Below are 23,204 nucleotides of genomic sequence, written 5' to 3'. Positions count from 1 at the left end.
CAGTTGTCGGTCCCATACGGCCGCTGAAATACCGGGCTTAGGTGTTCGCGCGTTTGGCGGATAAAGTCGTCGAAGCGGCCGCCGGCATCACGGCCGCATGACGCTGGCCGAGCGTTCGGCGAAAGGCAGCGGATGCACGGTCTCTTTCTTCTGCGCCACAGGTGCAAAGCCGAGCTTCTGATAAAGCGGCAGAGCCGCCGGATGATCGAGCGTACAGGTCTGCACCGTCACCCGCTTCGGTCCGTACGACCATGCGGCGGCGATCGCGGAGCCGAGGAACCAGCGGCCAATGCCTTGCCCGGTCGCATGTTCCATCATGCCGAAATAGGCAAGTTCGACTTCTTCCGGCAGATGCGGCTTGAGATCGAAGAAACCGGCCGGCGCGCCGTCGAGATAGAGCACCCTGATGTCGCGATCCTCGCGGTGGATGCCGGCGGAGAGTTCGTCATCATCCAGTCTCAGCACATTGACCCAGTGCCATTTGCGCCCCACCCGGTCCATCAGATAGCGGTAGAAATGCAGAGGAATGTCCTTGGTTTTCAGCAGCGCGACCTGGCGGTTGTAGGGCACAGGCGGCGAATAGGCCGGCGGCACGTGCATCTCGAGGAACGTCACCGTGACTTCGATGTCTTCGAGCACCCCGTTTTCCATCGTCTTCATTCCTTGCCGGTCACGACAGGCGTGTCGGAAAGCCCGCCCCATTCCGTCCATGAGCCGTCGTAAAGCCTGTTGTTCGTATGGCCAAGTGTTTCCAGCGCCAGCGTCACCACCGCGGCGGTGACACCGGAACCACATGAGGTGACGATGGGTTTCGACAGATCGATGCCTGCGTCCTCGATAACCTTGCGCAGGCGGTCCTTCGACAACAGCTCGCCATTTTCCGACAGCGCCGAATAGGGCAGATTGCGCGCGCCAGGCATATGGCCGGAGCGGATGCCCGCACGCGGTTCGGGCTCGGCGCCGGTAAAGCGGCCCGCCCCACGGGCGTCGGCGATCTGGCTTTCCCCGGTGTCGACGATCCGGCGCATGTCGGCGAGGCTGGCGACGCGACCGGCGTCGAAATCGGCATGGAACACGCACGGCGCGATCTTCGTCGGTTCGGCCGTCATCGGTCGGCCGGCCGCCTTCCACCCATCGAAGCCGCCGTCCAGAATATAGGCCTGGAAGACGCCCATCACCCGGAACATCCACCATGCCCGAGGCGCAGAGAAGAAACCCGGGCCGTCATAGACGACGATGGTGTCATCCGCCGAAACGCCCATGGCGCCGACATATTGCGCGAAATGCTGCGGTGACGGCAACGTATGCGGCAGTGGCGAATCCGGGTCGGAAACGGCATCCTGATCCAGGAACCGCGCACCCGGGATGTGCGCCGCCTCATACTCGCCGCGCGCATCGCGCTTTTGCGCAGGCAGATACCAGGACGCATCGATGATCGTCAGGCCCGGCTCGCCAAGACGCTGCTGCAACCAGTCTGCATCGACGGTGAAAGGGCTGTCCTCGGCCATTTTTTTCTCCTGTTCGCCTTTTGGGCGATCACTGTCTGTTCAGTTTGCCGGCATCGGTCCGAACCGGATGCGGAAGCGCCGGTTTTCGCGGCCCTTCTTCTCGATCTTGCCGATGTGGATTTCGCCGACTTCACCGGTGCTCTTCACATGGGTGCCGCCGCACGGCTGGCTGTCCACCGAAGCGTTGTCACCGATACAGACCAGGCGGATCTTGCCGGTGCCAACCGGCGGCCGCACGTTCTTGGATTTGACCAGGCCGGGGTTGGCGGCCAGTTCCTCGTCACTGATCAGCCTGGTGAAGATCGGGTGGTCGGCCCGCACCAGGTCCATCAGGCTCGCCGTCACCTCTTCCTTGGTGAAGCCGGCATCCGGAGCATCGAAGTCGACACGGCTGTCGTCCTCGGAAACCGCGGCACCCGTAATTGGAAACGGGCAGACGACGGTGAGCAGATGGCAGGCCGCATGCATACGCATCAAAAGATGCCGACGCTCCCAGTCGATCGCCAGCCTCACTGCCTCGCCGACTTGTAGCGCCGCTTGCTCCGGCGCCGGCACATGGATGATCTCGTCCTTGGTCTCGCCCGTGATGGTGGCGGCAATGGCGATACGGCTGCCGTCGCCGCATTCGAGATGACCGGTATCCCCCGGTTGGCCGCCCGACGTGGCGTAGAAAATCGTCCGATCGAGAATGATGGCACCGCGGTCGTTGACGGCAACGATCGCCGCCTCCGCCGTGCGCAGATAGGCGTCGTCGCGAAACAGCGCTTGTGTCCTGTGGGCCATCACACGACCTTTTCGAACGGTACCGAAATCGTGCTCTTCAGCTCCATCCAGCCTGGCACCGGCAGCTGCTTCTCGCGCAGGAATTCCGGATTGAACAGTTTTGATTGATAGCGCGTGCCGTAGTCGCAAAGAATGGTCACGATGGTGTGGCCGGGGCCTAATTCCCTGGCCAGACGGATCGCGCCGGCAATGTTGATGCCGGTCGAGCCGCCGACGCAGAGGCCTTCTTCCTGGATCAGGTCGAAGACGATCGGCAGCGCATCCTCGTCGGGGATCTGGAATGAAAAATCCGGCGTGAACCCTTCGAGATTGGCCGTGATGCGCCCCTGCCCGATGCCTTCGGTGATCGAGCTGCCTTCGGACTTCAGCTCGCCGCTGGTGTAGAAGGAGTAGAGCGCGGCACCCAGCGGATCGGCGAGCGCGATCTTCACGTCCTTGCTTTTCGCCCTTAGCCCGAAAGCGACGCCGGCCAACGTTCCGCCCGAACCGACCGCCGAGACAAAGCCGTCGACCTTGCCACCGGTCTGGTTCCAGATTTCTTCGGCCGTGGTGCGGATATGGCCGTCCCGGTTGGCGACATTGTCGAACTGGTTGGCCCAGATAACGCCATTCGGTTCTGTCCGCGCCATCTGCTCGGCCAGCCGCCCCGAAAGTTTCACGTAATTGTTGGGGTTCTTGTAAGGCACCGCGGGCACCTCGATCAGCTCGGCGCCGAGCAGTTTGATGGTGTCCTTCTTTTCCTGGCTCTGCGTGTCGGGAATGACGATGACCGTGCGGTAGCCGAACGCCTTGGCAACCAGCGTCAATCCGATGCCGGTGTTGCCGGCCGTTCCCTCGACGATGACGCCGCCGGGCTTCAGCAGCCCGCGCTGCTCGGCGTCGCGGATGATGAACAGGCCCGCGCGATCCTTGACCGACTGGCCCGGATTCATGAATTCGGCCTTGCCCAGGATCTCGCAGCCGGTTTGTTCAGAGGCTTTGTTGAGGCGGATCAGAGGCGTGTTGCCGATCGCGTCGATCACAGAACGGGGCATTCAGGATTCCTTGTGTAGGTGCGCCGAAACCCTAGAAACCCGAAGCTTCGGTTTCAAGGCAAGAATTTGTCTGGTCCAGTCGCATTTGCGGTACTGTTGTTGCGTCAACGCTTCCCGGGACCGACCCCTTGCGCCACTGTTCATTTTCCGGCTGACGTTGAAAAGCAGCTTTTCATTCGATTTCTTCATCGCTAGAGCAATTCCAGGAAAAGTGTGAAACGGTTTTCCCGGGAAAAGCGCATAGCGCTTTCCCTCGGGAATCGCGTCAAAACAAAGAGATAGAGTGGTTCATCGTTTCCGTGAAACGATGAACCGCTCTAGAGCAAAGCACCAACAAGTCGACAGGGCGCAGCATGACACTCTATCGGGCCAACCCGAAGCACGGCGTCGCCTGGATCACGGGCGGAAGCAGCGGTATCGGCCGTTCGCTGGCCAGGGATCTTGCGTCCCAGGGCTATGCGGTGGCGGTGACAGCCCTCGACGACGATCCGATCGACACGCTTGTCGTCGAGACCGCGCAGATGCCGGGCAGTGTCAGGGCCTTTCCCTGCGACGTCACCGACGAGCCGCGCATGGCGCGAACCGTCGCCGCGATCGAGAAGGAACTCGGTCCCATCGTGCTCACCATCTTCAATGCCGGAAACTACATTTCGACGCCGGGCGAGAATCTTGTCGTCAACGACTTTCGCCGGTCCTTCGAGGTCAACTATTTCGGCATCATCAATGGCCTGGTGCCCGTCGTCGAACGCATGCGCGTGCGGGCGCGCGGCCATGTCGTGCTGGTCGGCTCCGTCACGTCCTATTTCGGCTGGCCGACAACGGCCGCCTATGGCGGCACCAAGGCGGCAATCAACATCCTGGCCGAGTCGCTGAAGTATGATTTCGACAAGATGAACGTGCGCATTCAGGTGTTCAATCCCGGCTTCATCGACACCCCGCTGACCGAGAAGAACATGCTGCCGATGCCGGGACTGATGCCGGTCAGCCGCGCGTCGCGACGCATGGCGCGGGGCATCAAGTCCGGCGGCTTCGAAGTCACCTTCCCGCGCCGGACAAGCTGGCCCCTGAAACTGCTCAGCGTGTTGCCGAGGCCGCTTTGCAGAGGGTTTATCAGCCTGATGACCAATTGGAAGGCGCGGCCGCTGCACTACGACCGCAAGCCGCCGAAGGATCAGGGCCTGGACTCCTAACACACCCTGCGACGACCGCCCCGGCTCGGCCTGCCCCCAGGGCAACGAACTCGGGTTAACGGGTTCCTTCGGAGCGCTCGCCTGCGCATGACGGAGCATCAAACGAAAAACCCGCCTGTGCGGCGGGCCACTGGCGCAAATCAGCACCATGAACAAATATGTACCATAGCTGAGGGCACGAAGTCAAGAAAAAATTCCTATCGTGAAAGCTGCTGGCACATCGAGCGCGTGATTTGGGCCCTGGATGCGGTCATCATTCGTTCGTGGGCTATCTTCTTTTCGTGCACTGAGAAGCGCCGCTTGGCCAAGGTCTGATTGCCCCGACCATCCGCAATTTAGAAATCAGTTTGCTGTCGCAGCAAACGCACATTGCGTGTCGCTTGCCGTCACCATAGTTTGCCGACCATTCTGGTCCGGGAGTTTGGAATGGGGCGGCGTATCGTGTCGATTCTGCTGGGATTCGTGGCTCTGTTTGCGCTGGCCTTCGTGCTCGGTCCGCGCGTTTCCGTCGACACCACGATCCGTTTCGATCCCTCGCTCATTGGCGACGATCCGCAGGCCTATGTGGCAAAGGTGGAAGCCGCGGTCCCCGGAATCCGCGACGGGCTGGAGAAAGAGATCGTCTGGGCCAATCCGATGGTGCATGCCAGAACGCCGCTGTCGATCGTCTACATCCACGGCTTTTCCGCATCGAAAGGCGAGGTCCGCCCGCTGCCCGACGAAGTGGCCGACCAGCTCGATGCCAATCTCTTCTACACGCGCCTCACCGGTCACGGGCAGGACGGCGCGGCGATGACACAAGGCAGCATCAACGCCTGGGTCAACGACTATGAGGAGGCGCTCGCCATCGGTCGGGCGATCGGCGACAAGGTGATCGTCATCTCGACCTCGACCGGCGGCTCGCTGGCGACATGGGCGGCAACGCAGCCGGGCGCATCGGACGGCGTCGCCGCGATCGCGTTCATCTCGCCGAATTTCGGCGTCAAGGCTTCGGGCGCCGAAATCCTGACCATGCCGTGGGGCAAACAGATCGCCAGGCTGGTCGCCGGCAAGGAACACAGCTTCGTGCCGCGCAACGCGCTGCATGAAAAATTCTGGACCGCCCGCTACCCGATCGAAGCGACCTTGCCGATGCAGGCGCTGACCGAACTTGCCTATGGCGCGCCGGTTGAGAAGGCGACCATCCCTGCTTTGTTCATCTTTTCGGATTCGGACAAAGTGGTGCGGCCCGACCGCACCCGCGAGATTGCCGGGCGCTGGGGCGCACCGCATGAACTGGTTCCGGTCGACGACACCGGCGACGCGGACAACCACGTCATCGCCGGCGACGCGCTGTCGCCATCGACGACGGCCTTTCTGGCGCAAAGGATCGCCGTCTGGGTCGAGGCAGTGATCAAGTAAGCAGACGAAAAAAGGGCGACCGAAGCATCGCTTCAGCCGCCCTTTCCTGGTCGGTCTCGGCAATCAGCCAGGCCTGAGCCTGACTGACTACAACGCAGTCTGGCTTACGCAGCCCGCGCGGCCGGACGCTTGCCGCCGAAGCGGCGCTTGTTGTTGCCTTTAAAGGCCGGCTTGGCGCCTTCCGGCTTGCGCTCACCAGCGAAGGCCGGCTTGTCGCCGAAGCGCTTCTTGCCAAAACCGTTGCCTTTGTTCTCGCCACCGGGACGCCTGCCGTCGCGACGACCATTGCGGTCGTTGCGGTCATTGGCCGGCTCGAATCGCTCGTTCTTTTCAGCCGGATTGCGCAGCGGATCGGGGCTGCCGAGATGGTCGGCAACGATCGGCAGCTTGGTACGGATGATGCGCTCGACCTGGCGCAGCTTGCTGTTCTCGGAAGGATCGCAAAGCGTAATAGCGATGCCGTCCATGCCGTTGCGGCCAGTGCGGCCGATGCGGTGGACATAGCTCTCCGCTTCGTCGGGCAGGTCGAAATTCACGACGTGGCTGATGCCGGGCACGTCGATGCCGCGCGCAGCAATGTCGGTCGCCACCAGAATGCGCACCGATCCGTCGCGGAAATCGTTCAGCGCCTTCTGACGTGCGTTCTGCGACTTGTTGCCGTGGATGACGGCGGCCTTGAAGCCGTCGCGCTCGAGGTCCTTGGTCACCCTGTCGGCACCATGCTTGGTGCGCGAAAAGATGATGACGGATTTCATCGCCTCGTCGGCGAGCATCGTCGACAGCACCTGGCGTTTCTGCTTGGTGCGGGCAAAGACGACGCCTTGCACGATCTCGGCTGCTGCCGTGCTCTGCGGCGCGACTTCGACACGGATCGGGTTCTTCAGCAGGCCTTTCGCCAGTTCGGCGATCTCATTGGGCATGGTCGCCGAGAACAGCACCGTCTGACGGTCGGGCGCGGTCGCCTTGGCGATGCGCTTGACGTCGTTGATGAAGCCCATGTCGAGCATGCGGTCGCCTTCGTCCAGCACCAGCCATTTAGTGTCGGCAAGCATAAGGTCGCCTTCACGCACCAGGTCGGTCAACCGGCCGGGCGTTGCGATCAGGATGTCGACGCCGGGCGCAACCTTCTTCACCTGGCTGAAGCGCGAGACTCCGCCGAGCACGAGCGCGGTCGAAACATGCGCGCCCTTGGCGAGGATCTTGATGGTATCTTCGATCTGCACGGCGAGTTCGCGCGTCGGCGCGAGAATCAGCGCACGCGCCGTCTTGGCGCGCCGCTTGGTGCCGAGCGCGATGATCTTCGACAGGATCGGCAGCGCGAAGGCCGCGGTCTTGCCGGAGCCGGTCTGGGCGATGCCGAAAATGTCACGGCCTTCCATCTGCGGCGGGATCGCCTGCGCCTGGATAGGCTTCGGTTCGGTGAAACCGGCGTTGTGGGTGGCCTTGAGCAGCGCGCCCGTAATACCCAGTGCGGCGAAACCGGTAAGTTCCGCGGTGTTGCTACCGGGCAAAGTGTTTTCGTTGGTCAAAATAATCTTCTTTCACGCGGTTTCTGGCCGCAAACATCGATGGCGGCAGGGCGCAACCTGCCGTCGAACAAATTGTCATGGAACGACAAGGCGGCGGACGTTTCCGTCCGCGCGGCTGCGCTGTCGTGCCCGCAGGCATCATGCCACGGGGCTTTTTCGCCGCTTTGTGATGTACCGGAAAGAGAGGCCGATATACCGGAAAGAGGGAAAACAGACGCAACCAGTCTCATTCGTCGAGAAGGCCGGATAATCCCGGCCCAAGCGCCTATGCCGCCGCATATGGCCCAGTTCGCCGCCAAATGCAAGGGGCGTCATGCTGCAGCGCAGCAAAACCTGTGGCGCAAGCGGTGCTTGCGCTCGCTTGCCGGCACGATTACCACGAAAATGCCGCTGGCTTGGGAGGTAATCGATGAAAGACGTGCTGAAGGAACTCGAGCGCCGGCGCGAGATCGCCCGCATGGGTGGCGGCCAGGCCCGCATCGATGCCCAGCACAAGAAGGGCAAGCTCACCGCGCGCGAACGCATCGAGGTGTTTCTCGATGAGGGCTCGTTCGAGGAATTCGACATGTATGTCGAGCATCGCTCGACCGATTTCGGCATGGAGAAGACCAAGATCGCCGGCGACGGCGTGGTCACCGGCTGGGGCACCGTCAACGGCCGCCCGGTTTACCTCTTCGCCAAGGATTTTACCGTGTTCGGCGGCTCACTGTCGGAGGCCCATGCCGAGAAGGTCATCAAGGTGCAGGAGATGGCGCTGCGCAACCGCGCACCGATCATCGGCCTCTATGATGCCGGCGGCGCACGCATCCAGGAAGGCGTGGCGGCACTCGGCGGCTACGCCGAGATCTTTCAACGCAATGTGCTGGCTTCCGGCGTCATTCCGCAAATCTCCGTGATCATGGGCCCATGCGCCGGTGGCGACGTCTATTCGCCTGCGATGACCGACTTCATCTTCATGGTGCGCGACACCTCCTACATGTTCGTCACCGGACCGGATGTGGTGAAGACCGTCACCAACGAGACCGTGACCGCCGAGAGCCTCGGCGGCGCTTCCGTTCACACCACGAAATCCTCGATCGCCGACGGCGCCTATGACAATGACGTCGAGGCGCTGCTGCAGATGCGCCGGCTGGTCGACCTACTGCCGGCCTCCAACACATCGGAGCTACCGGAGATTGAATGCTACCAGTCGGTCACCGACCATGATTTGTCGCTCGACCGGCTTATCCCCGACAACGCCAACAAGCCCTACGACATCAAGGAGCTGATCCTGAAGGTCGCCGACGAAGGCGACTTCTTCGAGATCCAGCAGAATTTTGCGAAAAACATCGTCACCGGATTCGGACGCGTCGAGGGCCGCACAGTCGGCTTCGTCGCCAACCAGCCGATGGTATTGGCCGGCGTGCTCGATTCGGATGCCAGCCGCAAGGCGGCGCGCTTTGTGCGCTTCTGCGATTGTTTCTCGATCCCGATCGTCACCTTCGTCGATGTGCCAGGCTTCCTGCCCGGCACGGCGCAGGAGTATGGCGGGCTGATCAAGCATGGCGCCAAGCTTCTCTTCGCCTATGCCGAGGCCACCGTGCCGAAGATCACCGTCATCACCAGAAAAGCCTATGGCGGCGCCTATGACGTGATGGCCTCAAAACATCTGCGCGGCGACATGAACTATGCCTGGCCGACGGCGCAGATCGCGGTGATGGGCGCCCGGGGTGCGGTCGAGATCATCTACCGCAAGGACATTGGTGACGCGGAAAAGATCGCAGCCCATACAAAGGCTTACGAGGATCGCTTCCTGTCGCCCTTCGTCGCCGCCGAGCGCGGCTATGTCGACGAGGTGATCATGCCGCACTCGACCCGCCGCCGCATCGCTCGCGCGCTGCGCATGCTGCGCAACAAGGATATGCAGAACCCCTGGAAGAAGCACGACAACATACCGTTGTGAGGAGTCTGCAATTCACTCCTCTGCCGCTGCACCAAACCCCGCCCCCATGGTGGCGCGGACGGGACTGCCCCAGGGCGTCGCGTGGTTGTCGATGCGCATCTGGAAGATGAAATAGGTCGGCGAGCAGAAGCCGATGCCTCTGACCTTGCCGATGCCCGGTGTGTCCGGCGGCAGCGACTGGCACATATAGTCCTCGCGGCAGAAATGATCGGCCGAACAGGCCGGCCGGTTGCCGCGATTGACGGCGCCGCCGAGACATTGGTCGAAATTATTGGTGGCCACGCAGATGTCGAATTTCTTGCCGCCCACCAGCCCGCAAATCTCGTTCGGCATCGGCTTGCCGGCTTTGAAGGCGGCAAATGTACGGTCCTTGTCGTCACAGCCGCGATAGGCGATGCCGCCAGGCGCGCCGATCTTCGGCGGACGACAGGTGTAGGCGGTGCGGGAGACATCCGGCGCGAAGGCGGCGAACTGGCCCGATATGCTGTAGCGGTCATTGAAAGGCTGTGCCGCGTTGCTGGCGATCGAGCCGGTCAGGCAGGGATGGCCAGAAAACATCTTTTCGCTGTCCTTGGGCAGCAGGCACTGCGCCAATTTCGTGCGCACGCCCGAAGCGATGGCCAGCGGCGTGCAGACCGTGCCGCCGCCGCACTGCCAGCTCGCGCCGAAGCGGGCGGCATCGTCCGGCATCAGGCACGGCATCGCCATCTCGGCCGGCGCGTAATCGACCGCGCCGGCGTCCGTCCAGGCCGCCGGCGGCGCGAAGGAGAGCGGACGGAAGCGGTTCGGCTCCCTGCCCTCCGCAGTTGCGCGCAGCCATGCCTGGCGGCGCGGAATCTCGGCATGAAGATGCGGCGAAATGCCGACCTCGATGCGGTTCAACGGCGATGTCGTCTTGTCGTCGAGGCCGATGAAATGGAAACCGGCGGTGGAACCGGCCTGATGACACCCTTGGCAGGCGCCATTGTCCAATCGTTCAACCAGCGCTTCCGGCGTGCGCACGAGTTTCAGCGCGGAATAATCGAGCGATGCGAATTCCCGGGGTTGGAATAATTGCGTAAACGGATGATTGGCCTGCCGCGCACTGCCGAAGGTCGACCACGAGATGATCTTCCTTGCCAGGAACTCGTCGGGGATTTCGTAGACGCCCTCGTCGACCGTCGGCAGATTGGCGCCGACATAGGCGGCAAGCCGCGCCTTCAGCGCCGTGTCTTGCGAGAGCCGTACGGTGTCGGGCGTGTTCTCCAGCGGCTTCTCGCTGATCGTTTCGCCGTCGATGCCGAATATCCGCATGAGATAGGCGGCCTGGCCGCCGAACTCGGTTTCCTGGCCGGAGGGAAAGCGCACCACCTGTGCGTTCAGCTCCAGCTGCTTGAAGGTCAGCCCGGCTTTGTCCAGCGGTCCGCCGGTCAGCCAGCCGGCATCGGCGGTCTCGTCAAGCTGTGGCGTCCAGCGTCCGGCAACGCCGACGCAACCGCCATCGGCATCGGGCGCGGCGCTGTAGATGGCATTGAAGTTGAACGGCAGGCGCGAGGCCAGCAGCTTGCCGTTTTTCCGAAAGCTGTAGGCCAGGCGGTAGATGAGGCGAACCTCGCCGCAGCTCTTGTCGCCCCGCAGCGCGGCGAAGTCGCGACGGTCGAGCCGATTGACGACGCCGACCAGCCGGAAGCGTGCGGCATCGGTCTTCAGCCAGCGCATGTCCATGATGCGGCCGACATTGCCGTCGGTGACCTCGTAGAGCGGCCGCCCACCGGCCTTCATGTCGGCACGCAGTGCCGCAACATCGGAGGCAACCGTTTCGACGATGGCGTGATAGGCCGGCGCCTCGTCGTAGAGCGCCTTCAGACCGTCCTCGCCGTCGACGCCGAAAACGTCGGCGAAGCCGAAACCCTTGGCATCGAGCGCGGCGAGCACCGCCGGATCGTCGATGACAGTAACAGGGCCTTCGGCGCGCGCCGTTGACGCCACGAAGACCGCAAAGAGAGTGGCGAGCAGCAGGGCCAGGGCGCGCCTCACTGAGCCGCCGTGCGCGTGTCGAAGAGTTCGCGCAATACCGGCACCAGCGCCAGCGGCAGATCCTCGGCGATCAGACCTGGTCCGAACCGGCTGCCGGCTTCTGCATGCAACCACACCGCAGCGCAGGTCCCTTCGAAGGGCGGCATGCCTTGTGCCAGCAGAGCGGCGATGATGCCCGACAACACGTCGCCCGAACCGGCTGTGGCCAGCCACGGCGCGCCGTTGGAATTGATCGCCGCTTTCCCATTGGGAGCAGCGATCACCGTGTCGGCGCCCTTGTAGACGATGACGGCATTGGCCCGCGCTGCGGCCGCTCGCGCCTTAGCCAGTTTCGACAGGGTCTTGTCGCCGGCGATATCGGGGAACAACCGGCCGAATTCACCCTCATGCGGTGTTATCACCAACGCTGGAGCGTTCGGCTGACGGGCGGCTTCGAACAGTGCCTGGGGCTGGTGAGCCAGAGAGGTGATGGCGTCGGCATCCAGGACGATCGCATTTGCGTGGCTTGCGGTCGCCGATGCACGCGCACCATCCGCCAAAGCCTTGATCAGCTGCAGGGCGAAATCGCCAACCTTGGGTTTGGGGCCGAGCCCCGGTCCGAACACCAACGCTTCGGGATGGCGCGCCGTCAGAAATTCCTGCACCTCCTCGAGCGAACCCGCTTCTCGCAGCATGATAGAGGTCAGGTGTGTCGCGTTGACCTGCATGGCATTGCCAGGCGATAGCACGGTGACTGCCCCTGCCCCGCTTCTCGCGGCGGCGAGCGCTGACAGTCGCGCCGCGCCCGTGGTGCTGGGGCCGCCTGAAAAAACGCCGACATGGCCGCGCTTGTATTTGTGCGCGTCGACCGCCGGCACGGGAAATTCCTGCAACCACAGGTCCGGCACATTCTCGAAAGTCGAGACAGCGAGCTGGGCGATGATGCCATCGCCGATACCGATATCGGCGAGTACGATTTCACCGCATTGCCCGCGTCCCGGCAGCAGCAGATGGCCGGGCTTTTTCCGTGCGAAGGTGACGGTGACCTCGGCGCGAAACGCCCTGCCCAATATGTCGCCGCTAGCTCCCGAGACCCCCGACGGCAGGTCGACCGCGACCACAGGCAGGCGCAGGGTTGTCACGCTATCGACGGCTTTCGCGACATCGCCGGACAGCGGCTTGGACAGCCCTGCCCCATAGAGCGCGTCGACCACGATCGAGCCGACCTCGGCGTCAAATCCAGACAGCGGCCGCGGCTTGATCGGGCACTCCGCGGCGGCGAGCGCCGCATCGCTTTCCGGTCTTGGCGCTCCGGATGCCCAGATCGTGGTGCCGACGCCGCTGTCGGCCAGTATACGGGCAACGACGTAGCCATCGCCGCCATTGTTGCCGGGCCCGCACAGCACATGGACGTGCTTCGCCGAGGGATAGCGCTTGAGGACCTCGGCCGCGACCGCTTGACCAGCGCGCCGCATCAGTCCGATACCGTCGACTGCACCGGCGGCAATCGTCTGCCGATCCGCCTCGCTCATCTCGGCGGGGACAAGAAGTTCGTTGCTCATGGATTGCCGATCCGCATTCGATCAAGCATTGTCCAATTTTCGATCCGAAGCAAACAAGGGGGAGTTGCCGAGATCTACAGCCACATCGCTGGCACGAGGGCATCGCAGGCACAAAATTGCCTGAGGGGTAGGCGATATGCCTAATTTTTGTGCGGACGCAGGTGCTGGCGCTGTGTAGGCTCCAGCAGCCCATGCCGCTTCCGGTACAGCGAATGACGTGAATTTGCATCCCGGCGCGGCGCGACTTTGAAATCGTATGAGACCGCTTCGAATCCGTCCAATTGGCACAGTTCGTGCTTGATGGAGGCGCAAGCGGGGGCTCACAACCCGTTTTTTTGGCAGTGGAGGCCACTTTTTACATGAAAAAGATCGAAGCGATCATCAAGCCATTCAAGCTGGACGAAGTGAAGGAAGCGCTTCAGGAGGCCGGACTGCAAGGCATCACTGTCACCGAGGCAAAGGGCTTCGGTCGTCAGAAAGGCCATACCGAACTCTACCGCGGCGCCGAATATGTCGTCGACTTCCTGCCGAAGGTGAAGATCGAGGTCGTCCTTGGCGATGATGCGGTCGAAGGTGCGATCGAGGCCATCCGCAAGGCTGCCCAGACCGGCCGTATCGGCGACGGCAAAATCTTCGTTTCCAATATCGAGGAAGTTGTGCGAATCCGCACCGGCGAAACCGGCATGGACGCGGTCTGACCCGACCCGACCATTTTCCTAAAACGTCATCATAAGAAAACGTCATCACACAGGGATACATGACATGACGACAGCCAAAGACATCATGAAGCAGATCAAGGACAACGACGTGAAATTCGTCGACCTGCGCTTCACAGACCCGAAGGGCAAGCTGCAGCACGTGACGATGGATGTCATCGAGGTCGAGGAAGACATGTTCGCCGATGGCGTGATGTTCGACGGTTCGTCGATTGCCGGCTGGAAGGCCATCAACGAGTCCGACATGGTGCTGATGCCCGATCCGGACACCGTCCACATGGACCCGTTCTTCGCTCAGTCGACCATGGTCATCCTGTGCGACATCCTCGACCCGGTTTCAGGTGAATCCTACAACCGCGATCCGCGCGGCACGGCCAAGAAGGCCGAGGCCTACATGAAATCGGAAGGCATCGGCGACACCGTCTTCGTCGGCCCGGAAGCCGAGTTCTTCGTCTTCGACGATGTGAAGTACAAGGCCGACCCCTACAACACCGGCTTCAAGCTCGACTCCACCGAACTGCCGTCGAACGACGACACCGACTATGAGACCGGCAATCTCGGCCACCGTCCGCGCGTCAAGGGCGGCTACTTCCCGGTGCCGCCGATCGACAGCGCGCAGGACATGCGCTCCGAAATGTTGACCGTGCTCGCCGAAATGGGTGTGCGCGTCGAAAAGCACCACCACGAGGTGGCGGCTGCCCAGCACGAACTTGGCATCAAGTTCGACGCCCTGGTGCGCAACGCCGACAAGATGCTGATCTACAAATACGTCGTGCACCAGGTCGCCAACGCCTACGGCAAGACGGCGACCTTCATGCCGAAGCCGATCTTCGGCGACAACGGCTCGGGCATGCACGTCCACATGTCGATCTGGAAGAACGGCAAGCCGACCTTCGCCGGAAATGAATATGCCGGCCTGTCGGAAAGCTGCCTGTTCTACATCGGCGGCATCATCAAGCACGCCAAGGCGATCAACGCCTTCACCAATCCGCTGACCAACTCCTACAAGCGTCTGGTGCCCGGCTACGAAGCGCCGGTGCTGCTCGCCTATTCGGCGCGCAACCGCTCGGCGTCCTGCCGCATCCCGTTCGGCTCGTCGCCGAAGGCCAAGCGCGTCGAGATCCGCTTCCCCGATCCGGGCGCGAACCCCTATCTCGGCTTCGCGGCGCTGCTGATGGCTGGTCTCGACGGCATCAAGAACAAGATCCACCCCGGCCAGCCGATGGACAAGGACCTCTACGACCTGCCGCCGAAGGAGCTGAAGAAGATCCCGACCGTCTGCGGCTCGCTGCGTGAAGCGCTGCAGAGCCTCGACAAAGATCGCGGCTTCCTGAAAGCCGGCGGCGTCTTCGACGACGACCAGATCGATAGCTACATCGAGTTGAAGATGGCCGAAGTGATGCGCTTCGAAATGACCCCGCATCCGGTCGAGTACGACATGTACTACTCAGTCTAAGATCCCGTTCGGATCGTCTTTCAAAGCCCTTGAGGGATTTCTCCTTCAAGGGCTTTTTGCTGTCATGCAACGGGGTCACTACCGGCCCTCGTCCGCCACCCATAGGCAGGCGAAAGCACGTCGGTCGGTGACGTCGGTTCAAGCTCACAAAAATTGGTTGTCTATTGGGCGGAAGACCGATCGGGCTCGAAAAATGAAGCCAGGAGCGAGCGGAGCACTGTCTCAGGCTACAGTGACCGCTCGTCCGGCGCCCCCGCCAATGCCGCCGTTCAAGAAAACCCCGCCCGTCCGAACAGCATTGCGTGACGTAACCCCAAGGCTTGCGAATACGCATGCTCCACCGCGACCTGTCAACGCCGCCAAACGGGCTGTGGATGGCCGATTTCGCTGCATGAACAGATGCTTATGGAAGGGCCGCCGTCACCAATAAGTGCTGGAAAAGGCGGTTTTCCGGGCTTTCCGACAAGCGACCGCTGGAAACGCACACGGCGGTGGCCGGAATTCTTGCGGGATTTGCGCCCGCCTGAATTGCCTGACTTTTTCTGGGTATGTTTTGTCCGGGATGCGATCTGCCGGATAATGGCAAAAAAGAACCCCGGCCTGGGCCGGGGTTCTCGCAAAGAGCAGACCGCCGGAGGGACGTGAATCTACCCTGCAAGCTCGTCGGGACCGTGCAGGTTCCAGTCGTCTGGCCGCCAGGATCAGCAGGTAGTAGACCGCCGCCACGAGCGATCGAGGTCACATGAGTTTCGAAGAAAGAAATTCAATGAAGCGTTGGGTTTTGGCTGGAATGAGGCGGGTCTCCGTCACCGCGTAGATGCTTACTGGCGTGCCTTGCCATTCGGGCAGAATGTGACGAAGGCGCCCAAATGCCAAGTCCTCTGCGGCAATCTTTTCGGGAAGCAGGGCTATGCCGGCGTGGTTGACCGCCAGGGCGCGGATCATACCCATGCTGTTGAGCGTGAAGCGGCCTCGGGCGCTGACGTCCGCTCTCATTTCCCCCCTGTGCAATGTCCATGTCGGTATTCGCAGCATGCAAATACATTCATGCTCCGCTAGCTCCGCTGGCGTCGTCGGCTCACCTTGAGCTTCGATATAGGAATCTGACGCATAAAGGTGGCGCGAATGCCGCCCGATCAGGCGAGCGATCAGACTGGAATCCTCGAGTTCGCCCATTCGGATCGCCACATCGAATGGCTCGGCGACCAGGTCGACACGACGTGGCGTCAGGTCGAATTCGAATGTGATGCCAGGATACTGCTGGGCGAAATCAACGATAATTGGCGTGAGGTAGAGCGTAGCGAAATCGACCGGAAGTGAAACCCGCAGCACCCCCGTCGGCTGCTTGAGCATTGCTCCGAGCTGCTCGTGGGCGAGCCGAGCTTCGTCAACGATGCGCTTGCTGCGCTCATAGTAGAGCTGGCCAGCCTCGGTGAGTTCAATCTTTCGCGTCGTGCGATGCAGCAATCGCAGACCGATTGCCTTCTCCAACTCACTGATGCGCCGCGAAAGCGTCGAGTTCGGCATATCCAGAACCGCTGCCGCTTTTCGGAAGCTCTTGGCTCTGGCTACCTCCACGAACAGCGCCATATCGTTGAGATGGCTCACAAGATTGCTCCATTTATGGAAATGTGATTTCGATTTTGCCAGATTTATCCTGTATTTGGAATGGTGGATAAGGGTCTTCAACGAATGGAGACCTCTCATGAATCAACTTTTCAGTTCGGCGCCTGTCGGACGCTACACGCTCCCCAACCGCCTGGTCATGGCGCCCATGACCCGCAGCCGCGCGGCTTTCGATGGCACGCCCGGCGAACTGGCAGCCGAATATTATGCTCAACGCGCGGGTGTCGGTCTGATCATCACCGAAGGCACTCAGCCCTCGGATGATGGCCAAGGCTATCTCAGCACCCCCGGCATTCACACGCCAGCCCATGTCGCGGGCTGGCAGAAGATCACCGCCGCCGTGCACAACAAGGGCGGTCTCATCTTCATCCAGCTCATGCACACCGGTCGTATGTCGCATCCTGACAATACGCCGCATCGTCGCCAGAGCGTTGCGCCCTCCGCAATTAAACCAGGAACCGGCATGTTCACGCCGACCGGTATGCAGGACATTCCCACGCCTCGGGCGCTAACTATCGCCGAGGTGCAGCAGACCGTAGCCGATTTCCGCAACGCGGCACGCCTGGCGATCGAGGCTGGAGCCGATGGCGTCGAAATTCATGGCGCGAACGCGTACCTCATCCAGCAGTTTTTCGCGCCAAGCGCCAATACACGCACGGACGCATATGGCGGCTCCATCAACAATCGCGCCCGCTTTGCCATCGAGGTCGCAACCGCGATCGCCGAAGAAATTGGCGCGGACCGCACTTCAATCCGCCTGTCTCCCGGCACGAGCATGTGGGGGATCGATGAGGGGGCGGACGGGCCCGATGTCTACCGTTTCCTTGTGGCAGAACTGGAGAAGCTGGGGCTGGCCTATTTGCACATCATGGATCAGGGCAACCAGCCGTTGCTGGCCGACATCCGCAAACTTTGGTCGGGCGCTTTGATCCTCAATCGCCCGGGTCGGGTGCGGGAACAGATTGGCGCTGACGTTGCCTCGGGACTGGCCGATCTTGAGGCCTACGGTCAGATGGTTCTCGCCAATCCAGACTTCGTCGAACGTTTGAAGTCCAACGCCGCGATGAATTCGGCGGTCCAAGCCACGTTCTACGGCGGCACCGCGCTTGGCTATACCGACTATCCCGGGCTGAACGCCTAATCCAAATCCGACGCCAGCGGTCCGATCAATGTCTCCGACCTGACATGGATTGCCCAATTGGAAGTCCTCCCGTGGTGGACTTCCAAGACCTGTCGCCCCATAGCAAGGACAAACTCCATGAACCTCGAACGCGACGCCGCCTCACCTCAAGCGCTTGGCTCTAGCCGGGCACTGCGTCTGCAAGCGTATGGCGGCACTGACAGCTTGAAAGTCGATACGGTTCATACCCCCGAGCCGGGTCCGGATCAGGTCCTGGTCCAGGTCAAAGCCGCTGGCATCAACGGAATGGATTGGAAAGTCCGTGAAGGCTATCTGCGTGAAAGGTTCAATTTAGCGTTGCCCGCCACCCTTGGCATCGAAATGTCGGGCGTCGTGCTCAAGGTCGGCTCGAACGTCAAAGACGTGAACGTGGGAGACAGAGTCATGGCTGCGCTCGGTGGCCTCGGCGCCTATGCCGACCATTTGGTGATAAACGCCGAAAAGCTCGTCAAGACACCTGCAACCTTGTCGGACATCGACGCGGCAGCGGTGCCGGTGGCGGCGATGACGGCATGGCAAGTCCTCCAGGTCGCCGGATTCGACCTTCGGGGGAAACGGGTGCTCATCCACGGCGCGGCTGGTGGGGTAGGCAGCTTCGCTGTTCAATTCGCCAAGGCGGCAGGTGCGGCCGTTTATGCCACAGCCTCGACAAAGAGCGTGGCCCATGTCCAAGTCCTCGGTGCTGACGAAGTGATCGATTACCAAAAGCAGAAGTTCGAGCTTGTTGCGAGCAACATCGATCTCGTTGTCGATCTCGTCGGCGGTCCGGTCGTGGACAAGTCGTGGGCCATCCTGTCGCAAAATGGTATCTTGGTGAGCATCGCTGCAACCGACGTGGTTGCCCGGGCACCGGAAGGCCGCCGGGGCGTTTGGTTCTCGGTCAAGCCCGACACGGCTCGGTTAGCCACCATCGCCCAACAAATCGCCGATGGCTCCCTGCGATCGGTGATCGCTGACGTGGTTGCCTTCGAGGATCTGGCCGAGGCCATCGAGCGCAACCGTACCGGTCACGCGCCCGGAAAGACGGTTGCAGACTTCACCCGCTGATTTTTGGCCTGCTGCCTGCACTTTCTGCACCGAGGCAAACACGTTGGCTGCCGCGTTATCGAATGCGGCAGCCACTTTTAGGCTGCCGTCGCCAACATTCCCATGCGCGAAACGCTGAGGCGTGTACGATCGGCAGATTAGCTTTAGCGGGTTCAAATGCGAACGCGAGGACAGATGGCGAATAAAATTGAACAGGCCAAAGAAGTCGCCGAACGGTTGTCAACTTGGGCAAACGTCAAGACAAGACCGCTGTTCGGTGCCATCGCTCTGTATCGTGGAGACCATGTCTTCGCGATGGTGTGGAAGGGAGCGGTCTATTTCAAAGTAGACGAAAACACCCGAAAAGATTTTGACGCGGCGGGGTCGCACGCCTTGGAATATCAAAGCCAAGGCAAACCCCAAGCTCTCAAGCCCTATATGGAAGCGCCGGCCGATGTTTTGGAAGATGACGAGACATTGGTTCAATGGGCCGAAAAGGCGTATCGCGCCGCGATAAAAAGTCATCGCTGACGGCGATCTCTACCGTTCGCACCCCTTTTCCACCCCATCTCGGTCATTCCGCATTTATGAGTTCACGGCCTAAAGCGGACACCGGGCCATTTCCATCAACTCATAAGCAAAAAGGCCCCGGCGCGAATGCCGGGGCCTTTTTCATTCGAGCCGAAACGCTTACGCGGCGGCCGAAACCTCAGCGCTTTCCGAGACCGAAGCAATCGTTTTCAGGATCTGCGAGGCGATCTGGTAGGGGTCGCCCTGGGAGTTCGGGCGGCGGTCTTCCAGATAGCCCTTGTAGTCGTTGTTGACGAAGGAATGCGGGACGCGGATCGAGGCGCCCCGGTCGGCGATGCCGTAGCTGAACCTGTTCCACGGCGCGGTCTCATGCTTACCGGTCAAGCGCTTGTCGTTGTCCGGTCCGTAGACGGCGATGTGGTCCATCAGGTTCTTGTCGAAGGCTGCCATCAGCGCTTCGAAATAGGCCTTGCCGCCGACTTCGCGCATATAGGCGGTCGAGAAGTTGGCGTGCATGCCCGAGCCGTTCCAGTCGGTGTCGCCGAGCGGCTTGCAGTGGTATTCGATGTCGATGCCGTATTTCTCGGTCAGGCGCTGCATCAGATATCGCGCCATCCACATCTGGTCGGCGGCCTTCTTGGAGCCCTTGCCGAAGATCTGGAATTCCCACTGGCCCTTGGCCACTTCGGCGTTGATGCCTTCATGGTTGATGCCGGCCGCGAGGCAGAGGTCGAGATGTTCCTCAACGATCTGGCGCGCGACGGAGCCGACATTGGAATAGCCGACGCCGGTGTAGTACGGGCCCTGCGGTGCGGGATAGCCGCTTTCGGGGAAGCCGAGCGGGCGGCCGTCCTTGTAGAAGAAATATTCCTGCTCGAAGCCGAACCAGGCACCCTCGTCATCGAGGATGGTAGCGCGCTTGTTGGAGGCGTGCGGCGTGACGCCATCAGGCATCATGACTTCGCACATGACCAGCACGCCGTTGGTGCGGGCGGGATCCGGATAGACCGCAACCGGCTTCAGCACGCAGTCGGAGCTGTGCCCCTCGGCCTGCTGGGTCGAGGAACCGTCGAAGCCCCAGAGCGGCAGCTGCTCGAGCGTCGGGAATTCGGCGAATTCCTTGATCTGCGTCTTGCCGCGAAGGTTGGGGACCGGGGTGTATCCATCGAGCCAAATATACTCGAGCTTGTATTTCGTCATTCTAGCCTCTCGTTGCTTGATCACCGAACCTGGATGACGCCGGCGCGCCGAGCCATCCAGCAGCCCAGCTGCCAAGTCGATAAAATGCAATTCGTGTGCCATTTCCACTGCGCCGGGTGCGTCAAAAATGCCCGTTCATCCCAGCGATGCAGCCGAGCCATCTAAGCATTGCGCCAGGATCGACCAAAGGCAGAATCTGCTTAAATAACAGGCAAACGCTGATCTTTCTTTAGGCATCTTGCCTAAGCGGTTTGCAGGACCTACTTTGATGGAAAGATGAATCGACCAAGGTCCGCAGAAGAAAGGCGACCGACAATGGAAATCACGTCAGCCCGTCCGTCGGCAAAAATCCTGATGTTCCCGGTGGCAGCGCGCATGACTGCCTCAAATTTAGGCGTGAAGGCTAAGTTCGCGGCAGAGCTTGCCTCTTTGCGCGATCATCCGCTCGACCATGGCGAGGCCTGGTACCATGAGGCTGCCATCGCGGAAGCCGAATCGCCTCGCAAGAGCTAGACGTCTCCAGGCCATACAACAGAAAAACCCGGCGCGATTGCTCGCGCCGGGTTTTCCGTTGACCAGTTGAGCTCGCCTACTCCTTGGCGTGCAGGTCGGTGCCGAGCGTATCCTTGACGAAGATCATGCCAATGACCAGCGACATCGCCGCGATTACCACCGGATACCAGAGGCCATAATATATGTCGCCCTTGTAGGCACTCAGCGCGAACACCGTTGCCGGCAGCAGGCCTCCGAACCAGCCATTGCCGATGTGGTAGGGCAGCGACATACCGGTGTAGCGAATGCGGGTCGGGAACATCTCGACCAGGATCGCTGCGATCGGCCCGTAGACCATGGTCACGAACACGACCAGGATGAACAGGATACCGATGGTCATTGGCCAGTTCACTGCCGCCGGGTCGGCGAACATAGCGAACGCGCCGCCACCTGGAATATTGTAGACGGTGACTTCAGGCGCACCCGCTGCTTCATCGGTGGTCAGCAACTTGTCCTTCACGGCCTGGTCGATCGGCACAGTAGCCTTTTCACCGGCGCGGATTGCGGCAGCGTCCAGCTTCAGTTCCGGGTTGGCGGCGACAAACGCGTCGAGCTTCTGGTCCGCAACCTTGATCGCCGCACGCTTCAGCGGATAGCCTCCGTCTTTCAGAGACATGTTGACTGCTTTCACGAAGGCCGCGTCCTTGGCCTTGGCCTGATCGCCAGCAGCGACGGCGTCATAGGATTCCACCGTCTCGTTGCCGATCTTGACCGATGCGGCTGTTCCGGCCGCAGCCGTCGACACCACGTCAAACGGAACCGAGTTCTTGGTCAGGAACGACGTTGCGATGTCACACGAGGTCGTGAACTTCGCCGTGCCGACCGGATTGAACTGGAACCTGCAGTCGCCGGGTGCAGCCGTCACCGTGGCGCGGGTGTTCTGCTGCGCCGTGGCAAGCGCCGGATTCGCAGCCCAGGTCAGTGCCTTGAACAGCGGGAAGGTGCAGACAATCGCCAGAGCAAGACCCGCCATGATGATCGGCTTGCGGCCGATCTTGTCGGAGAGCCAGCCGAAGACGACGAAGAAGATTGAACCGACCGCCAGTGCGATGGCGATCATGATGTTTACCGACTGCGCGTCGACCTTGAGCACGTTGGTAAGAAAGAACAGCGCATAGAACTGGCCGTTGTACCAGACCACGGCCTGGCCGGCGGTGAGGCCGAGCAGCGCCAGCAGGGCAATCTTGGCATTCTTCCATTGGCCGAAGGCTTCCGTGAGCGGCGCCTTGGAGCCCTTCCCCTCATCCTTCATGCGCTGGAAAGTCGGCGATTCGGAGAGCGAGAGCCGGATCCAGATCGAGATGCCGAGCAGCAGGAAGGAGACGATGAACGGAATACGCCAGCCCCAGGCAGCATAGGTTTCCTTGCTCAATGAAGCCTGTACGATCAGGATCACAATCAGCGACAGGAACAGGCCGAGCGTCGCCGTCGTCTGGATCCACGACGTATAATAACCGCGCCGGTTATCCGGCGCGTGCTCGGCGACATAAGTGGCCGCGCCGCCATATTCGCCGCCCAGCGCCAGGCCCTGCAGCATGCGCAGGATGATCAGGATCACGGGGGCTGCGATGCCCAAAGTCGCATATCCAGGCAGCAAGCCGACGAGGAAGGTCGACAGGCCCATGATCGTCATGGTGACAAGGAACGTATATTTACGGCCGACAAGGTCGCCGATGCGGCCGAACAGCAGTGCGCCGAACGGGCGAACCAGGAAGCCGGCGGCGAAAGCCAGCAGCGCGAAGATATTGCGCGTCGCTTCCGGAATGGTCGGACTGAAAAACGTCGAGCCGATGAACACCGCGAGCGAGCCGTAGAGATAGAAATCGTACCATTCGAAAACGGTGCCGAGCGAGGAAGCGAAGATGACCTTCTTCTCTTCCCGCGTCATGCCGCGGCTCGTTCCGCCGGCGGTCGATGCCATTGCCATTGAGTTATCCTCCCGTGTGAACCCTTGTCCTCGATGCTGCGCGTCA

General features: G+C 61.4%; 19 protein-coding genes. 9 read left to right on the top strand and 10 right to left on the bottom strand.

The window, feature by feature from the left end:
• Window positions 1-87: 87 nt before the first annotated feature.
• The 4 genes from NKI73_RS25740 to NKI73_RS25725 are packed head-to-tail and all read right to left on the bottom strand — an operon-like array spanning window position 88 to window position 3,325.
• Entirely contained in the window at window positions 88-651 is a 564-nt protein-coding gene (locus NKI73_RS25740) for a GNAT family N-acetyltransferase (protein ID WP_109672357.1), read from the bottom strand.
• Window positions 652-656: 5 nt separating this feature from the next.
• Window positions 657-1,508, bottom strand: coding sequence for a 3-mercaptopyruvate sulfurtransferase (sseA, locus tag NKI73_RS25735; protein ID WP_352633742.1), 852 nt, complete (start codon window positions 1,506-1,508; stop codon window positions 657-659).
• Between the two features lie 39 nt (window positions 1,509-1,547).
• A complete protein-coding gene (locus tag NKI73_RS25730) occupies window positions 1,548-2,291 on the bottom strand; it encodes an alanyl-tRNA editing protein (protein ID WP_352633740.1) in 744 nt (247 codons plus the stop codon).
• Window positions 2,291-3,325, bottom strand: coding sequence for a cysteine synthase A (locus NKI73_RS25725; RefSeq protein ID WP_352633739.1), 1,035 nt, complete (start codon window positions 3,323-3,325; stop codon window positions 2,291-2,293). The genes NKI73_RS25730 and NKI73_RS25725 overlap by 1 nt, the downstream gene beginning before the upstream one ends.
• 353 nt (window positions 3,326-3,678) lie before the next feature.
• Here NKI73_RS25725 and NKI73_RS25720 point away from each other — a divergent pair, with 353 nt between their 5' ends.
• Both NKI73_RS25720 and NKI73_RS25715 read left to right on the top strand, forming a co-directional pair.
• Window positions 3,679-4,515 carry an SDR family oxidoreductase gene (locus tag NKI73_RS25720; RefSeq protein ID WP_352633737.1) on the top strand — a complete coding sequence of 279 codons (837 nt, stop codon included), beginning with the start codon at window positions 3,679-3,681 and terminating at the stop codon, window positions 4,513-4,515.
• Between the two features lie 426 nt (window positions 4,516-4,941).
• The gene (locus NKI73_RS25715) at window positions 4,942-5,916 is read left to right on the top strand and encodes an alpha/beta hydrolase (RefSeq protein WP_352633735.1); all 975 of its coding nucleotides are present in this window, start codon (window positions 4,942-4,944) and stop codon (window positions 5,914-5,916) included.
• Window positions 5,917-6,020: 104 nt separating this feature from the next.
• Here NKI73_RS25715 and NKI73_RS25710 read toward each other — a convergent pair whose 3' ends face one another.
• The gene (locus NKI73_RS25710) at window positions 6,021-7,445 is read right to left on the bottom strand and encodes a DEAD/DEAH box helicase (protein WP_352633733.1); all 1,425 of its coding nucleotides are present in this window, start codon (window positions 7,443-7,445) and stop codon (window positions 6,021-6,023) included.
• Between the two features lie 409 nt (window positions 7,446-7,854).
• Between NKI73_RS25710 and NKI73_RS25705 the strand changes: the two genes are divergently transcribed.
• The gene (locus NKI73_RS25705; protein WP_013531455.1) at window positions 7,855-9,387 is read left to right on the top strand and encodes an acyl-CoA carboxylase subunit beta; all 1,533 of its coding nucleotides are present in this window, start codon (window positions 7,855-7,857) and stop codon (window positions 9,385-9,387) included.
• 12 nt (window positions 9,388-9,399) lie between these two features.
• On the opposite strand, the gene NKI73_RS25700 is transcribed toward NKI73_RS25705, so the two are convergent.
• Together NKI73_RS25700 and NKI73_RS25695 are read right to left on the bottom strand one after the other, a co-directional pair.
• Window positions 9,400-11,403: a hypothetical protein gene (locus NKI73_RS25700; protein WP_352633732.1), complete on the bottom strand. Its 2,004-nt coding sequence runs from the start codon at window positions 11,401-11,403 to the stop codon at window positions 9,400-9,402.
• Window positions 11,400-12,944, bottom strand: a complete 1,545-nt coding sequence (locus NKI73_RS25695; protein WP_352633730.1) for an NAD(P)H-hydrate dehydratase — start codon at window positions 12,942-12,944, stop codon at window positions 11,400-11,402. Before NKI73_RS25695 ends, NKI73_RS25700 begins: the two co-directional genes overlap by 4 nt.
• A 359-nt stretch (window positions 12,945-13,303) precedes the next feature.
• Between NKI73_RS25695 and NKI73_RS25690 the strand changes: the two genes are divergently transcribed.
• The gene (locus NKI73_RS25690; RefSeq protein ID WP_006205430.1) at window positions 13,304-13,642 is read left to right on the top strand and encodes a P-II family nitrogen regulator; all 339 of its coding nucleotides are present in this window, start codon (window positions 13,304-13,306) and stop codon (window positions 13,640-13,642) included.
• Window positions 13,643-13,706: 64 nt separating this feature from the next.
• Window positions 13,707-15,116 carry a type I glutamate--ammonia ligase gene (gene glnA / locus NKI73_RS25685; RefSeq protein ID WP_352633728.1) on the top strand — a complete coding sequence of 470 codons (1,410 nt, stop codon included), beginning with the start codon at window positions 13,707-13,709 and terminating at the stop codon, window positions 15,114-15,116.
• A 738-nt stretch (window positions 15,117-15,854) separates the two neighbouring features.
• Here glnA and NKI73_RS25680 read toward each other — a convergent pair.
• Window positions 15,855-16,724, bottom strand: coding sequence for a LysR family transcriptional regulator (locus tag NKI73_RS25680; protein WP_352633777.1), 870 nt, complete (start codon window positions 16,722-16,724; stop codon window positions 15,855-15,857).
• Between the two features lie 97 nt (window positions 16,725-16,821).
• Here NKI73_RS25680 and NKI73_RS25675 point away from each other — a divergent pair, with 97 nt between their 5' ends.
• From NKI73_RS25675 to NKI73_RS25665, 3 genes are all read left to right on the top strand, one after another.
• Window positions 16,822-17,883 (top strand): alkene reductase, encoded by a 1,062-nt coding sequence (locus NKI73_RS25675; RefSeq protein ID WP_352633727.1) that lies wholly within the window; start codon window positions 16,822-16,824, stop codon window positions 17,881-17,883.
• Between the two features lie 117 nt (window positions 17,884-18,000).
• Complete coding sequence (locus NKI73_RS25670) at window positions 18,001-18,969, top strand: NADP-dependent oxidoreductase (RefSeq protein ID WP_352633725.1); 969 nt, start codon at window positions 18,001-18,003, stop codon at window positions 18,967-18,969.
• Between the two features lie 174 nt (window positions 18,970-19,143).
• Complete coding sequence (locus NKI73_RS25665) at window positions 19,144-19,479, top strand: TfoX/Sxy family protein (RefSeq protein ID WP_352633723.1); 336 nt, start codon at window positions 19,144-19,146, stop codon at window positions 19,477-19,479.
• Window positions 19,480-19,638: 159 nt separating this feature from the next.
• Here the strand turns inward: NKI73_RS25665 and NKI73_RS25660 are convergent, their stop codons facing one another.
• The gene (locus NKI73_RS25660; protein ID WP_352633721.1) at window positions 19,639-20,679 is read right to left on the bottom strand and encodes a glutamine synthetase beta-grasp domain-containing protein; all 1,041 of its coding nucleotides are present in this window, start codon (window positions 20,677-20,679) and stop codon (window positions 19,639-19,641) included.
• 315 nt (window positions 20,680-20,994) lie between these two features.
• Between NKI73_RS25660 and NKI73_RS25655 the strand changes: the two genes are divergently transcribed.
• The gene (locus tag NKI73_RS25655) at window positions 20,995-21,192 is read left to right on the top strand and encodes a DUF2735 domain-containing protein (RefSeq protein WP_352633719.1); all 198 of its coding nucleotides are present in this window, start codon (window positions 20,995-20,997) and stop codon (window positions 21,190-21,192) included.
• Window positions 21,193-21,268: 76 nt separating this feature from the next.
• On the opposite strand, the gene NKI73_RS25650 is transcribed toward NKI73_RS25655, so the two are convergent.
• Window positions 21,269-23,158 carry an MFS transporter gene (locus NKI73_RS25650; RefSeq protein WP_352633717.1) on the bottom strand — a complete coding sequence of 630 codons (1,890 nt, stop codon included), beginning with the start codon at window positions 23,156-23,158 and terminating at the stop codon, window positions 21,269-21,271.
• Between the last annotated feature and the right edge of the window lie 46 nt (window positions 23,159-23,204).

Origin of the sequence: Mesorhizobium sp. M0496, from assembly GCF_040321205.1 — a bacterium.
GTDB lineage: Bacteria > Pseudomonadota > Alphaproteobacteria > Rhizobiales > Rhizobiaceae > Mesorhizobium.
The sequence above is the reverse complement of the archived record's forward strand: the minus strand, read 5'-3'. Positions and strand labels throughout refer to the sequence as shown.